We start from the raw sequence: 14008 nt of genomic DNA, 5'->3' as shown, positions 1-14008 counted from the left end.
ATTAGATGCCCTCTACCGTGATGCCCATCGAACGTGCGGAACCAGCGATGGTGCGCACTGCTGCGTCCATGTCGGCGGCGGTCAGGTCCGGGGTCTTCAGTTTTGCGATTTCTTCAGCTTGGGCGCGGGTCAGCTTACCGACTTTGTCGGTATGTGGCTTCGGCGAACCCTTGGTGATACCCGAGTGCTTCTTGATCAGGTAGGTCGCTGGAGGGGTCTTCATCACGAAGGTGAACGACTTGTCGGCGAATGCGGTGATCACGACTGGGATCGGCATGCCTGGTTCCATACCTTGGGTCTGCGCGTTGAACGCTTTGCAGAATTCCATGATGTTCAGACCGCGCTGACCCAGCGCTGGACCGATTGGAGGGGATGGGTTTGCTTTACCGGCTGGCACTTGCAGCTTGATAAAGCCAATGATTTTCTTTGCCATTTGGGCACTTCCTATCTTTGGGTTTGAGTAGTAGCGCCCCGCCGGTACTTACATGGCAGGGCTCCTCTTGTCCGGATTGGCCTAGGCCGCGCTCCGGGGGGCGCCAGCCACAGAAAACTGCGGCTTAAACTTTTTCGACTTGGCCGAATTCCAGTTCAACCGGGGTGGCGCGGCCGAAGATGGTGACCGAGACGCGCACTTTGGACTTCTCGTAGTTCACTTCTTCCACGTTGCCGTTGAAGTCGGTGAACGGACCGTCCTTGATGCGGACTTGCTCGCCCACTTCGTACAGCACTTTCGGACGCGGCTTCTCCACGCCTTCCTGCATTTGCTGCATGATCTTGTCGATCTCGCGCGCAGGAATCGGGGTCGGCTTGTTCGATTTGCCGCCGATGAAACCGGTGACCTTGCTGGTGTTTTTCACCAGGTGCCAGGTTTCGTCGGTCATTTCCATTTCCACCAGCACGTAGCCAGGGAAGAAACGGCGTTCGGTGACCGACTTCTGGCCATTCTTGACTTCCACCACTTCTTCGGTGGGCACCAGGATCTGGCCGAATTGTTCTTGCATGCCGGCGCGTTCGACGCGTTCGGTCAGGGCGCGCTGGACGCTTTTTTCCATGCCGGAATAAGCATGCACGACGTACCAGCGCTTGTTGCTCACCGGTACGCTCAGCGCTGCGCCAGCCTCTTGCGGCGGCACTGCTTCGCCTGCCGCGTCATCTTGCACATTTTCGCTCATTATTGTTTCCAACCCAGAATCACGTCGTACAACAGGAATTCCAGCAACTTATCCGTGCCCCACAGGAACACAGCCATTACCAATACGAAGGCAAACACGATCAACGTGATTTGCGTCGCTTCTTTGCGCGTAGGCCAAACGACTTTTTTGGTTTCGCGGACGGCTTCTTTAGCGAAATTCAGGAATTCGCGGCCGGAGGTCGAGGTATACGCGATGCCAGCGGAAATAAGCAAACCACCCACTAGCGCAGCTGCCCGCACCAGGGATGGTTGACCTGCCAGGTAAAAGAACCCGACTACGCCTGCAATCGCAGCAACCACAGCCAGCACGACTTTGAACTTGTCGTTTGACGTGCTAACGGTTTGCACGGATTGATTAGACATTCTATTTTACTTTCGGTGCCCTGCACCTGAATTCGGTGGCAGGGGCGGAGGGCCTCGAACCCCCAACCTTCGGTTTTGGAGACCGACGCTCTGCCAATTGAGCTACGCCCCTACGTAAAACTTGATCAGTGAATCCGCAATTATAGCACCCGACTGCAGTCGGGCGCTAGTTCTTGGCGCAGATTCTTAGGCCAGGATTTTTGCTACCACGCCGGCGCCGACGGTACGGCCGCCTTCGCGGATTGCGAAGCGCAGACCTTCTTCCATAGCGATCGGGTTGATCAGCTTAACGGTGATCGACACGTTGTCGCCTGGCATAACCATTTCTTTGTCCGCTGGCAGTTCGATCGAACCGGTCACGTCAGTGGTACGGAAGTAGAACTGTGGACGATAGTTGTTGAAGAACGGGGTGTGACGGCCGCCTTCGTCTTTCGACAGAACATAGATCTCGCCGGTGAAGTGGTTGTGCGGCTTGATCGAGCCTGGCTTCGCCAGAACCTGACCACGCTGTACGTCTTCACGCTTGGTGCCGCGCAGCAGCAGACCAACGTTGTCGCCGGCCTGACCCTGGTCCAGCAGCTTGCGGAACATTTCCACGCCGGTGCAGGTGGTTTTCACGGTGTCGGTGATACCAACGATTTCGATCTCTTCGCCGACCTTGATGATACCGCGCTCAACGCGACCGGTCACCACGGTGCCGCGGCCCGAGATCGAGAACACGTCTTCCACTGGCATCAGGAAGGCGCCGTCCACTGCGCGCTCTGGCGTAGGGATGTAGCTGTCCAGTGCGTCGGCCAGAGCCATGATGGCTACTTCGCCCAGAGGACCGGTGTCGCCGTCCAGTGCTTTACGTGCCGAACCTTTGATGATCGGCAGGTCGTCGCCTGGGAACTCGTATTTCGACAGCAGCTCGCGCACTTCCATCTCAACCAGTTCCAGCAGCTCTTCGTCGTCGACCAGGTCGCACTTGTTCAGGAACACAACGATGTATGGAACGCCAACTTGGCGGGCCAGCAGGATGTGCTCGCGGGTCTGTGGCATTGGGCCGTCAGCTGCGGAGCAAACCAGGATCGCGCCGTCCATCTGCGCTGCACCGGTAATCATGTTTTTGATGTAGTCGGCGTGGCCTGGGCAGTCAACGTGAGCGTAGTGACGCGATGCGGTCTCGTACTCAACGTGGGCGGTGTTGATGGTAATGCCGCGTGCTTTTTCTTCTGGAGCAGCATCGATCTGGTCGTATGCTTTGGCTTCGCCGCCGAATTTCTTCGACAGAACGGTAGCGATTGCAGCCGTCAGGGTGGTCTTGCCATGGTCAACGTGACCGATGGTGCCGACGTTCACGTGCGGTTTAGTCCGCTCGAATTTACCTTTTGCCATTTTAGACTCCTAACAATTTGATAAGTGTGCAGGGCACGCGCCCGACTGCTTGAGGATGCTGCTTGCTTGATACTGCGAATTCTGGTGCCCTTTACGTGGATTGAACACGTGGCCTCTCCCTTACCAAGGGAGTGCTCTACCACTGAGCTAAAAGGGCTTTATTTGTTGCGATGTACCACATAGATGCAAGCTAACTGGAGCGGGTGAAGGGAATCGAACCCTCGTCGTAAGCTTGGAAGGCTTCTGCTCTACCATTGAGCTACACCCGCGAGGTTTAGATCATCTTCACTGCTATCACTCAGTTTTCTTGCAAAAACTTGGTGGAGGGGGCTGGATTCGAACCAGCGTACTCGAAAGAACAGATTTACAGTCTGTCGCCTTTAACCACTCGGCCACCCCTCCGCGAGGAACCGCAGAGTATGAAGCAACTTCTTTGACTTGTCAACACTGTCTGCAGAATTTTTCGACTTCATTTTCTGCAAGCTGCGATGTTTCGTCTGCTTCGGGGCGAGATTGTAATCACAAGAATGTGATTGTGCAAGTGTTGTTTTTAAGTTGAATGATTTCTTATAGAATCGACATCTTGACGCACTCGTCCGATGCGCCGGAACTGGCCCCGACTGGAGCAGCCGATTTTGCAAGCACACGCCTTTCCCCCAGCCCCCTCCTCCCGCCGGCGCTCCCTGCTGCTGGCCAACGCCGCCCTGCTGCTGGCCTATCTGGCCGCCGGCCGCCTGGGCCTGGAGATGGCGCTGGGCGCAGCCTACGCCAGCCCGCTGTTCGTGCCGGCCGGCATCGCCCTGGCCACGGTGTTTACGCTGGGGCCGCGCCTGCTGCCGGCGGTGGCGCTGGGCGCGGTGCTGGTCAACCTGCTGCCGCTGGGCAGCGCCGCCGCGCCGGGCTGGCCTTCGGGACTGGCCCTGCTGGCCGCACTGGCCGCCGGCGCCGGCGCCACCCTGCAAGCCTGGGTGGCCATGCTGGTGCTGCGGCGCGCGGTGCAGCCGGCGCTGGGGCGCGGACGCGACGTGCTGGGCTTTATGCTGCTGGCGCCGCTGCTGGCCCTGGTCAGCTGCACGGTGGCGATAGGCGGCAACGGCCTGCTCGGCACGCTGCCCCCGGCCGCGCTGCCGGTCAACTGGTTCACCTGGTGGCTGGGCGACACCACCGGCATCCTGCTGGCCGCGCCGCTGACCTGGATCGCCATCGGCCAGCCGCGCCCGCTGTGGCGCCGCCGCCGCTGGCTGGCGGGCCTGCCGCTGCTGGTCTCGAGCGCGGTGTTCGTCGGCATCTACTTCCAGGTCGAACACTGGGAGAACGTGCAGCAGCTGCAAACCTTCCGCCTCAAGTCGCAGCAGCTGGGCGACTTGCTGCAAGCCCAGTTCAGCGAGCACGAGCGCTTCATCTACGCCATGTCCAAGGCGCTCAACGACCCGCAGCGCGCAATCGCCGCGAGCGACTTCAGCAATTTCGCCTCCGGCTATCTCGACAAGCGCCCCGAGCTGCTGTCCATGAGCTGGCTCAAGCCCATTGGCCGCGCGCAGCGCGCCGCTTACGAACAATGGGGCAAGCAGGCCATCGATCCCGCCTTCGAAGTGCGCGAAGGCGGCGGCGAGCACCGCATGCAGCGCGCCGGCGAACGCCCGGAATACATGGTGTCGACCTATATCGAGCCCATCAGCAGCAGGCGCTACCTCGGCATCGACTTCCTCAGCGAGCCGGTGCGCGCCGAGGCCGTGCGGCAGGCGCTGCGCAGCGGCCAGCCCTCGGTCAGCGCTCCCATCTCGCTGTTCCGCCATGCAGAGAAGAACGGCCTGATCCTGCTGCAGGCCGTGCAGGCGCCGGGCGACGCCGCCAGCACCATAGGCATGCTGCTGATCTCCATCCATGCGGACTCCTACATCGAACGCGCCATCGCGCAGGTGAACTTCCCGGCCATGCAGGTGCGCCTGCAGGACGCGAGCGCCGCGCAGCCGCGCACCCTGTACGACCACCTTCCGCCTTCCGTGCGGGGCGCGGCGGACGGCGCGGCGGCAAGTGCGGCGGCGCAGGTGCAGCGCCGCCTGCGCTTCGGCGGCCGCGACTACCTGCTGACCGCGGCGCCCACGGCCGACTACGCGGCGGCCCAGCGCGGCTGGCAGAGCTGGACCGTGCTGACCTGCGGCCTGCTGCTGACGGCGCTGCTGGGCGGCATGATGCTGCTGATCTCGGGCGAGCGCGCGCTGATCCAGGACCAGGTGAAGGACGCCACGCGCCGCCTGCGCGAGCGCGAAGCGCGCCTGCAGGCCATCCTCGACAAGGCGGCCGACGCCATCCTCACCATCGCCAGCGACGGCACGCTGGTGTCGGCCAACGGCGCGGCCGGGCGCCTGTTCGGCTACGCGCCCGAGCAAATGCCCGGCCTGCGCCTGGAGCATCTGCTGCCGCTGGCCGAAGGCGAGACCGCCTCCGGCCTGCTGCGCGCGGTCGCCAGCGGCGTGACCCACGAGCACGAAGCCACCGGCTGGCGCAGCGACGGCAGCGCCTTCCCGCTGGCGCTGTCGGTGAGCGAGGTCGAGCTGCCGGACGAGCACCTGTTCGTCGCCATCCTGCACGACCTGACCGAGCAGCAACGCGCGCAGGAGCGCATCCACCGCCTGGCCCACCACGACCCGCTCACGGGGCTGGACAACCGCTTGTCGCTGAACCTGCGCCTGGACCAGCTGCTGGCCCAGGCGCGCCGCAGCCAGGGCAGCGGCGCGGTGATGTTCATCGACCTCGACCACTTCAAGAAAATCAACGACACGCACGGCCACCAGGTGGGCGATCTGCTGCTGATCGGCGTGGCCAACCGGCTGCGCGAACTGCTGCGCGAAATCGACTCCATCGCCCGCCTGGGCGGCGATGAATTCATCGTCCTGGCGGGCAGCGCACCCGGCAACCCGATTACGCCGGACAGCGCCAGCCAGATCGCGGTGCGCATCGTCGACGCGCTCAGCGCGCCCTTTGTGCTGCAGGGGAAAACCATCCACAGCGGCGCCAGCGTGGGCGTGGCCATGTTCCCGTCCGACGGCGGCGACGCCCCCACGCTGCTGCGCCACGCCGACACCGCCATGTACGCCGCCAAGAGCCAGGGCCGGGGCAATTTCCAGTTCTTCTCGCCTTCGATGAACGCCGCCACGCATGAACGGCTGCTGCTGGAAAGCCGGCTGTGGCAGGCGCTGGAGCAAAACGAATTCGAGCTCTACCTGCAGGCGCAGGTGGAACTGGAGGGCGGCGGCGTGATCGGCGCCGAGGCGCTGCTGCGCTGGCACCATCCCGAGCTGGGCATGGTGGGGCCGGACCGCTTTATCCCCATCGCCGAGGAATCGGGCCTGATACTGCCGCTGGGCGACTGGGTGCTGAGGCGCGCCGTGGAACGGCTGCAGCTGTGGCGGGACGGCGGCCTGGGCCATCTGCGGCTGGCGGTCAACCTGTCGGCGCGGCAATGCCACGGCAGCGCGCTGCTGCCGCAGCTGGACCGGCTGCTGGCCGAGAGCGGCATCAACCCCGCCCTGCTGGAGCTGGAGATCACCGAATCGGCCGCCATGCAGGATCCCGAGCACAGCCGCAAGCTGCTGCGCGAACTGCGCTCGCGCGGGCTGAAGGTGGCCATCGACGACTTCGGCACCGGCTACTCCTCGCTGAGCTACCTGAAGCTGTTCGAGCTGGACCGCATCAAGATCGACCGGGGCTTTGTGAAGGACATCGAGACCGACCCGAACGACGCGGTGATCGTCGCCGCCACCATCGCGCTGGCCCATTCGCTGGGGCTGGCGGTGGTGGCCGAGGGCGTGGAAACGGCGGCCCAGCGCGAGTTCCTGCGCAGCAAAGGCTGCGAGGAAGCGCAGGGCTATCTGTTCGCCCGGCCGGTGCCGGTGGAGCAGTTTGAGGCGCTGGCGCGCGCCGGCATGGCGGGTTACGCCGAGCTCGGCGCCCCCAGCTAACCCGCCCGACGGTCACGGCAAGCTGAGGAAGCGCTAGCGCAGCAGGGGCGCGATGTCCTCGCCCAGCTTCTCCTGCGCCAGCGGGAGGATGCGGCTGGCGTCGCCGGACGCCAGCACGGCGCTGATCCATTCCTGCACGGCGGCGCGGCCATGGCGGCTTTCAAGGCCGTCGAACAGCGCCAGCGCCGCACCGTAAAGGCCCTCCACGTCGGACATGTCCTGCACGAAGTCGCCGGGGCCGAATTTGAACGGCCCTTTCGGCACATAGGACGGATCTTTCGCCTTGAGGGCGCGTTCCTCGCTGCTCATCTGGCGTTCTATTGCCTCCGGACGGACACGCATGCCGCCCCAGGCGCCCAGATGGGGCGCGTCCAGCTTTGCGCGCTCGGCGGCCAGCCCGGCGCGCCGCTGCTCGGCCATGTCGGGCCGCACCTGGCGCGTGACCTGCAGGCCCGCCCATTCCGCATGCCCCTCCTGGAACCAGCGCGGCAGTTTGAAGGCGGCGCGGGACTGGCTGAAGTGCACCTGCTCGTGGGGCATCACCCCGATCAGGAAATGCAGCGCGGCTTCGTCCCAGGCGGCCGAGCGGAACACATTCAGCCAGCGCGCCTCGCCGGTCTTGGGAGCCACATAATCCGGCTTGGTGGTGATGGTCATGGCCGACCAGTGCACGTCCCGGCGCGCGTCGGGAATGACGGGAGCCAGCAGGTCCAGCAGGCCGAGGTAGCACGCGGCCTTGGACTCCACGCCCTGGGCCAGCGCGGGCTCGAAATAAATCCTGGCCGTAGCGCCTGTCGCCGCCGAACGCGCCTCGGCATACGGCAGATCGCCCACAGCGCCGGGCGCCACGGTCACGGCAATGCCGGGCACGGCTGCGGCGCCGGCGGCGGCCAGGCTGCAGGCCTGGTCCAGCGCCCCGGTGGGCGCTGGCTGCGCCGCCGCTGCCGCCGCGCAAACGGACAATTGCAGCGCCGGCAGCAGCCGGCGCCGGACGGCAGGCTTGAATTGGAAATTAGCGAATTGCAGACGACCTTTCACACACACTCCCCGTGACGATTTGCGCCATCATTCCACGGCGAAACCTTTTCGGTTAGTTAATTTTGGTAAATTCTGGTAAAGGCCGGACTCAGGACGGCGTCAGCGCCACCAGCACCTGGCCCTTGAGGGCGCGGATCAGCGAGGTTTCGTCGGGCGGCACGCCTTCGGGCGCCGGCTCGCTGCGGTCGGCGTAGAACAGGCCCAGCTGCACGCCCTGCACCACCAGCGGCAGCACGATGAAGCTGCGCGCGTCCGGCAGCAGCTTGCGGTGCCAGGCCGGCAGCAGGTCGCGGATTTTCGGCGTGCTGGCGTCGGCGATCATCAGGTCGGCGTCGTTCTGCATGGCCAGGTGGAACAGGTCGCTGCCGGGCGCCATCGGAAACGCGAACTCGGCCATGCGCGCGGCGTGTTTTTCGCCGAACGCGATGCGCGCCCGGAAGGTGCCTGCGCGCGCGTCCTTCAGGCACACGGTGGCGTAGCGGAAACCCATGCTGCGGTACAGGGTTTCGAGCACCGCCTGGATCACCTCGTTGACCTTGCAGCGCCCCGCCGCGCGCATCTGCGCCACTTCCTGCACGCCCGCCAGCAGCTGCTCGCGCGCGTTGTAGGGCTTGCCGCTGGCGTGCTGGCCTTCGGGCAGCTTGCCGCCCGCGTCCATGGTGGCCAGCAGCAGCACATTGGGCAGGCCCTCGGCGCTCTCCTCGGCCGGCGGCGGCGCCGGCTGCAGCTGCAGCGTGTCCAGCAGCTCGTCCATCTCGCCGCGTATCGCGCCCAGCATCTCCGCCATCCGCTGCCGCTCCAGTCCCAGCGCCGCGCCGTAGCGCTCGAACAGGGCCTTGAGCACGTCGTCCGCCAGCCCGCCCGGGCGCACCAGCGCGCGCGCCGCGTCCATGCTGAAGGAGACCACCAGCCGCACCCAGTCCTGCCGGTTCGGCGGCGGCTTCTGCACCGGCGCCGGCGGCAGCGCGCCGATGGAGCGCACGATCACGTCCGGGATCTTCCATTCGTTGAGGATGGCGGCCGACAGCGTGTCGTAGGTGCTGCCCAGTATCATCTGCGAGGCCTGGCTGATGCTGTGCGCACCGCCCGCCACCAGCACATTGATCTCGCGGTAGCGCTCGTGATGCTGGGACGCGATCAGCAGCGGGCCGATATTCTTGAACAGGGCGCCGATGGAGGCTTCCTCCGCCCCCTGGTAGGCCGACAGGCGCGCCAGCTCGCGCCCGATCAGGCTGGCGCACAGCGCCGCCTCCAGCTCCACCCGCACGCTTTGCGCGTGCTTGCTGTTGGCCAGCGTGTCCACCAGCAGCATGGCCAGCGCGGTGGTCTTCACGTTGTCGAAGCCGAGCAGGGAAATGGCGCGCGAGATGGTGGTGACGGCGATGCCGCCCACGGTGCGGTAGCGCGGCGTGTTGGCGATGCGCAGCACTTTCTGCGTCAGCGCGGCGTCCGACAGCACGTAGTAGGCCAGTTCCTGGGTGCCGCCCTCGTCCGAGTCCACCAGCTGCACCACGCGCGCAACCGACACGCCCAGCGCGAACACGCCCTCGTCGCTGCACAGCTTTTTCAGCAGGGGACCGCGCACGGGGCGCGTGTCGAGGCTGGCGGACGATGGGGGCGGCGAAGCAGACGGCATGGTGCGGTATCCAGCTATGCCCTATCAGGGCGGCAAGCCATTGTAGCGCCGCGCGCGCCGCGGAGCGTCAGATTGCCGCCAGCCGTCCGGCCCGGATGTTGTATTTCTTCAATATGTCCTGGTGCAGGGCGGACAACGCGCCCAGCTTGGGGTTGGACGGGTCCAGCCGCCGCACGCTGGCGATCAGGTTCAGCGCGTCCTGCCCCAGGGTGCCGTCCCAGCCGGTGTTCTCCAGGCATTTGAGCACCGCCACGGCCGCGTTGAAGACCACCTGGCCGTTGTCGGGCAGCTTGGCCACCGCCTCCATCATCAGCTCGACGGCGCCCTTGTAGTCGCCTTCCTTGGCGCGCGCGGCGCCCACGGCCACCATGTCCACCACTTCCTGCCGGCTTTCCGCCGCCAGCTGCTGCGCCAGCTCGCCCTGCCCCGCGTCCTCCAGCACGCGCATGGCCTTGGCCATGGCGGCGGGGTTGCCAGCATTGCGCATCACGCCGCGCAGCACTTCGGCGGCCTGCTCCGGCTTGCCGCCTTCCAGGCAGGTGCGCGCCAGGTCCAGCCGCAAGTCGTTGGACAGGCCGGTGGCGCGGCGGCAGCCGGCCAGCGCGAACTGGATGGATTCGTCCAGCCGCGTCTGGTTGCCGGTGTACTCGTGCAGCATGGCCGAGGAGATGGCGCTGCACACGGCCGTGTTGCGCAGCCCGGCCAGCGATTTGTCCAGGTCGCGGATGACGGCGGCAGCCTGCACCGGATCGCCCTTGCGCACCAGCGTGGACACCAGCCGCGCGTGGTCCTCGGGGTCGCGGAATTCGGAATAGCGGGCCTTGCTGACCACCTGCTTCCAGGCCTGCTCGGCGGCGTCCAGGTCGCCCGCCTCCAGCGCCACCTCGCCCAGCCTGCGCAAACGGCGCACGGCGTGCGGCGACAGCTCCACCGCCTCGCTCAGCACGGCTTGCGCGCCGCTCCAGTCGCTGCCCACCTCGTGGGTGCGCGCCAGCCAGTCATAGGCGTCCAGGAAGCGCTTGTTCTGCTCCACCAGCGCGCCCAGCATGGCCTGCGACTCGCTGTGCAGGCCTTGCAGGAACAGGCACTTGGCCTGGCCCAGCCGCGCCCAGTGGATGTTTTTGCTGGCGTACAGCTCCGCGTAGATGGGTTCGGCCAGTTCCGGCTCGCCGAGCTCCATGTGCAGCTCGGCGCGCAGGCGCTGGAAGTCGGCCACGTAGCGCGGCTGCTGCTGCTCGCCGTCCAGGCAGGCGGCGATGGCGCCGCGCTGGTCGCCCAGCGCCACCAGCTGGTGGATGCCGGACAGCGCCTGGCGCTTGTCGAAGGCGCGCGCGATGCGCTCCAGCATATTGTCGGCCGTGAAAGGTTTCAGGATGTAGTCGTTGGGCTGCAGCTCGGCGGCGCTGACCACCTTGTTGAACTGGCCCTCGCCGGTGACCATGAAAAACAGCGTGGCGGGCTGGATCAGGCGGTGGTGGCGCAGGTCCTCCAGCATCTGCTGGCCGTCCTGGCCACCGTCCAGGCAGTATTCGCACAGCACGATGTCGTAAGTCTTGCTGGAAAGCATGCGGATGGCCTGACCGGAACTGCTGGCGTCCTCGATCCGGGTCACGCCGCACAGGTTGAGCATATTGTGCAGGCTGGCACGCATGCCGGGATGCGGCTCGATGGTGAGCGCGCTGACGCCGGCTGCAAGGCCGGCTGTAAGGCGTGCAGGCTGGCTGGCCCGCCCCGCGGTGAAACCCATAGGCTGATTCATTATTCTTTCCGCAATCCGTCTGCGCATGGGCGAGGCGCACGTGATGGCAGCGGCGCGCAGGGATGCGGCGGCAGACTGCCTGTAGGCAAAGTATATTACGGAAGTGTGAGAATCTGTGACATTCCCCTGAAAATGCGGCATTGCAGCGGGGCCAACCCGCCACAATGCCGCAGCGGATGTCTTATTTCGCGGACGGTGGCTGCTGGCCCAGTTCCGGATCCCGCTCGATCACGTCCAGCAGCGCCAGCACCACTTCGGGGTCGAACTGGCTGCCGCTGCGAGCCTTGATGTAGGTCATCACCTCAGGGTAGGGCCACGGTTCCTTGTACGGGCGCTCGTGCAGCAGGGAGTCGAACACGTCCACCACCGCCACGATGCGGGCGGAAATGGGAATAGCGCGCCCTTTCAGGCCGTTCGGATAGCCGGCACCGTCGAAATGCTCGTGGTGCGCACCGGCGATCTCGGCGCCATAAGTCAGATAGCTGACGCCGTCGACCATATTGGCGGCGCGTTCCAGGATGGTGCGGCCGACGTTGGCGTGGGTCTGCATCTGCACCCGCTCGTCGGGCGTGTGCAGGCCCGGCTTGAGCAGGATATGGTCCGGCGTCGCCACCTTGCCCACGTCGTGCAGGATGCTGGCCAGGCCTATCATGTCGAGCAGCTGCGGGGTCAGTTCGTCCTCGTAGACGCCGCGCTCCTTCATGCGCGCGGCGATGGCGGTCGACAGCGCCTGCACGCGGCGCACATGGCCGCCGGTGCCGCTGTCGCGGAACTCGGCCAGGTCGGCCAGCGCTACCACGGTGGCCTCCTGCGCCTTGCGCAGCTGGCCGAACATGTACAGGTTGTCGAAGGCGGCGGCGATACGCTGACAGAACACTTCCAGCAGGTCGCGCTGGATCTGCGCCAGCGGCCACGGCGGCGTGACGGAGATCGCCACTTCCCGGTCCTGGGTGTGGATGAACAGCACGTTGGCCGGATGCTCGAACTGGCTTTTCTTTTCGGAGAAGGCCTTGGCGATGGCCGGCCACAGCGGATGCTCGGACGGCATGCGCTCGTTCTCGGCCAGCGGCGCATAGCCGCCGGTGGCGGCCACCACGGTGGCCGGGCCGGTGTCGCCCTGCATCAGGCACAGCACGCCGTCGGCGCCCACGTCCAGGATGGCGGACACCTGGTTCAGCACGCCCGAGGCGAACTCGCGCAGCGAGTGGATCTGGTACAGATTGGTGGCGCCGGCCAGGATCTTGCCCAGGCCCACGCGGCTGCGCTCGAGCATGTTCAGGCTCTCGTAGGCGCGCAGCGCGGAGATGACCGTGGTGAACAGCTTCTGCGTGGTCAGCTCGGTCTTGGCTTTGTAGTCGTTGATGTCGTATTCGATGATGACGCGCTGCTCGGGCGCCTGGCCGGGCTGGCCGGTGCGCAGCACCACGCGCACGATGGCGTTGTGCAGTTCCTCGCGGATGCGGCGCGCCAGCAGCAGGCCGGCATCGTCGGTTTCCATCACCACGTCGAGCAGCACCAGGGCAATGTCGGGGGTGTCGCGCAGGATGTCGTAGGCTTCGCGCCCGCTGTAGGCGGAGAACAGCTCCAGCTCGCGGCCCTTGAAGCTGACATTGCGCAGCGCCAAACGGGTGACCGCATGCACGTCCACATCGTCGTCGACTATCAGCACGCGCCACAGGCGCTGGTCCGGCGCCGGCAAGCCGGCCGGCGCCACTTCCTCATCGTCCTCGTCGAGCAGCCAGTTGTCGTCTGAGGCGTTTGAATCGGTCATACATTCTCCAAGGTCGCGCGAGGCTGCGCGGTTTGCGCGCGCGGCTCTCGCGGCGCGCGCCGTCTGGTTCCCAGCATAATCAGAATTTGCCAGCCTGACAACCCCCGCCAACGGTGCCGCCGTCCGTTTTCCAACAATAGCAAATGCCCCGGAAAACGGCTACCCTGATAAAACCCCTCATGCGAAGGAGCCACCATGCAAGACGCCGCCAACAACACCAATACCGCCAGCAACCCCGGCAGCGACAGCGACGGCCGCGAGTTCCTGGCCTTCAAGCTAGGCAAGGAAGAGTACGGCATCGACATCCTGAAGGTGCAGGAGATCCGGGGCTATGAGGCGGTCACGCGCATCGCCAGCGCACCGGAATTTATCAAGGGCGTGATTAATTTGCGCGGCATCATCATCCCGGTGGTGGATATGCGCATCAAGTTCCACCTGGGCGAGCCGGTGTATGACGACTTTACCGTCGTGATCATTCTCAACATCAAGGGCCGCGTGGTGGGCATGGTGGTGGACAGCGTGTCGGACGTGACCACACTGATGCCGGAACAGATCAAGCCGGCGCCGGAAATGGGTACGGCTTTCAGCACCGAGTATGTGCTCGGGCTGGGCACCATAGACGAGCGCATGCTGATACTGGTCGATATCGATACGCTGATGTCCAGCCCGGAGATGGGGCTGATTGAGAGTTTGCAGCCGTGACGCACGGCGGGTTACGGCGCTAGGCGCCTAACCCGCCCTTGTATTATTCCATCTGCCCCGAAAACGGAACGTCGGGGCAGAGCAACTGGATGCCGTACCCGCCCTTGGTCGCCAAGACCGTGATGTAGATTTCGCAGCAGTTGCTCTTATTCCATTAAAGATCGAACAGTATCTTTGGCCCGGCGTGCCGTGAGCCCGCATTTGCAAG

General features: G+C 65.2%; 10 protein-coding genes and 4 tRNA genes. 2 read left to right on the top strand and 12 right to left on the bottom strand.

Annotated elements, in window-relative coordinates; translation table 11 throughout:
- Position 1: 1 nt before the first annotated feature.
- The 8 genes from rplK to KT882_RS03660 all read right to left on the bottom strand — a co-directional run bounded on the left by rplK (position 2) and on the right by KT882_RS03660 (position 3334).
- Positions 2-433 carry a 50S ribosomal protein L11 gene (gene rplK / locus KT882_RS03695; protein WP_161071492.1) on the bottom strand — a complete coding sequence of 144 codons (432 nt, stop codon included), beginning with the start codon at positions 431-433 and terminating at the stop codon, positions 2-4.
- 124 nt (positions 434-557) lie between these two features.
- A complete protein-coding gene (gene nusG, locus KT882_RS03690; protein WP_161071493.1) occupies positions 558-1172 on the bottom strand; it encodes a transcription termination/antitermination protein NusG in 615 nt (204 codons plus the stop codon).
- The gene (gene secE, locus KT882_RS03685) at positions 1172-1555 is read right to left on the bottom strand and encodes a preprotein translocase subunit SecE (RefSeq protein ID WP_161071494.1); all 384 of its coding nucleotides are present in this window, start codon (positions 1553-1555) and stop codon (positions 1172-1174) included. Before secE ends, nusG begins: the two co-directional genes overlap by 1 nt.
- Positions 1556-1591: 36 nt before the next feature.
- A tRNA-Trp gene (locus KT882_RS03680) sits at positions 1592-1667 on the bottom strand.
- A gap of 74 nt (positions 1668-1741) precedes the next feature.
- The gene (tuf, locus tag KT882_RS03675) at positions 1742-2932 is read right to left on the bottom strand and encodes an elongation factor Tu (protein WP_161071440.1); all 1191 of its coding nucleotides are present in this window, start codon (positions 2930-2932) and stop codon (positions 1742-1744) included.
- Positions 2933-3014: 82 nt separating this feature from the next.
- Positions 3015-3089, bottom strand: a tRNA-Thr gene (locus tag KT882_RS03670).
- A gap of 38 nt (positions 3090-3127) precedes the next feature.
- A tRNA-Gly gene (locus tag KT882_RS03665) sits at positions 3128-3201 on the bottom strand.
- Between the two features lie 49 nt (positions 3202-3250).
- Positions 3251-3334, bottom strand: a tRNA-Tyr gene (locus tag KT882_RS03660).
- 233 nt (positions 3335-3567) lie between these two features.
- Here KT882_RS03660 and KT882_RS03655 point away from each other — a divergent pair.
- The gene (locus KT882_RS03655) at positions 3568-6894 is read left to right on the top strand and encodes an EAL domain-containing protein (RefSeq protein ID WP_228894458.1); all 3327 of its coding nucleotides are present in this window, start codon (positions 3568-3570) and stop codon (positions 6892-6894) included.
- Positions 6895-6927: 33 nt separating this feature from the next.
- Here the strand turns inward: KT882_RS03655 and KT882_RS03650 are convergent, their stop codons facing one another.
- The 4 genes from KT882_RS03650 to KT882_RS03635 form a co-directional block, all read right to left on the bottom strand.
- Complete coding sequence (locus KT882_RS03650) at positions 6928-7932, bottom strand: hypothetical protein (protein WP_161071496.1); 1005 nt, start codon at positions 7930-7932, stop codon at positions 6928-6930.
- Positions 7933-8020: 88 nt separating this feature from the next.
- Positions 8021-9568, bottom strand: coding sequence for an HDOD domain-containing protein (locus KT882_RS03645; protein ID WP_228894456.1), 1548 nt, complete (start codon positions 9566-9568; stop codon positions 8021-8023).
- 67 nt (positions 9569-9635) lie between these two features.
- The gene (locus KT882_RS03640) at positions 9636-11327 is read right to left on the bottom strand and encodes a response regulator (protein WP_228894454.1); all 1692 of its coding nucleotides are present in this window, start codon (positions 11325-11327) and stop codon (positions 9636-9638) included.
- Positions 11328-11508: 181 nt separating this feature from the next.
- Positions 11509-13098, bottom strand: a complete 1590-nt coding sequence (locus tag KT882_RS03635; protein ID WP_228894452.1) for a DUF3369 domain-containing protein — start codon at positions 13096-13098, stop codon at positions 11509-11511.
- Between the two features lie 195 nt (positions 13099-13293).
- On the opposite strand from KT882_RS03635, the gene KT882_RS03630 reads away from it, so the two are divergent.
- Entirely contained in the window at positions 13294-13800 is a 507-nt protein-coding gene (locus KT882_RS03630; RefSeq protein WP_161071499.1) for a chemotaxis protein CheW, read from the top strand.
- The last annotated feature ends 208 nt before the right edge of the window (positions 13801-14008 follow it).

Source organism: Pseudoduganella aquatica (genome assembly GCF_020865585.1).
GTDB lineage: Bacteria > Pseudomonadota > Gammaproteobacteria > Burkholderiales > Burkholderiaceae_D > Rugamonas > Rugamonas aquatica_A.
This window is presented reverse-complemented; position numbering and strand designations above follow the sequence as displayed.

What these genes read in the sequence shown, in the direction of transcription:
- rplK (WP_161071492.1), bottom strand. Translation starts at nt 433, where the DNA reads ATGGCAAAGAAAATCATTGGCTTTATCAAGCTGCAAGTGCCAGCCGGT.
- nusG (WP_161071493.1), bottom strand. Translation starts at nt 1,172, where the DNA reads ATGAGCGAAAATGTGCAAGATGACGCGGCAGGCGAAGCAGTGCCGCCG.
- secE (WP_161071494.1), bottom strand. Translation starts at nt 1,555, where the DNA reads ATGTCTAATCAATCCGTGCAAACCGTTAGCACGTCAAACGACAAGTTC.
- tuf (WP_161071440.1), bottom strand. Translation starts at nt 2,932, where the DNA reads ATGGCAAAAGGTAAATTCGAGCGGACTAAACCGCACGTGAACGTCGGC.
- KT882_RS03645 (WP_228894456.1), bottom strand. Translation starts at nt 9,568, where the DNA reads ATGCCGTCTGCTTCGCCGCCCCCATCGTCCGCCAGCCTCGACACGCGC.
- KT882_RS03640 (WP_228894454.1), bottom strand. Translation starts at nt 11,327, where the DNA reads ATGAATCAGCCTATGGGTTTCACCGCGGGGCGGGCCAGCCAGCCTGCA.
- KT882_RS03635 (WP_228894452.1), bottom strand. Translation starts at nt 13,098, where the DNA reads ATGACCGATTCAAACGCCTCAGACGACAACTGGCTGCTCGACGAGGAC.
- KT882_RS03630 (WP_161071499.1), top strand. Translation starts at nt 13,294, where the DNA reads ATGCAAGACGCCGCCAACAACACCAATACCGCCAGCAACCCCGGCAGC.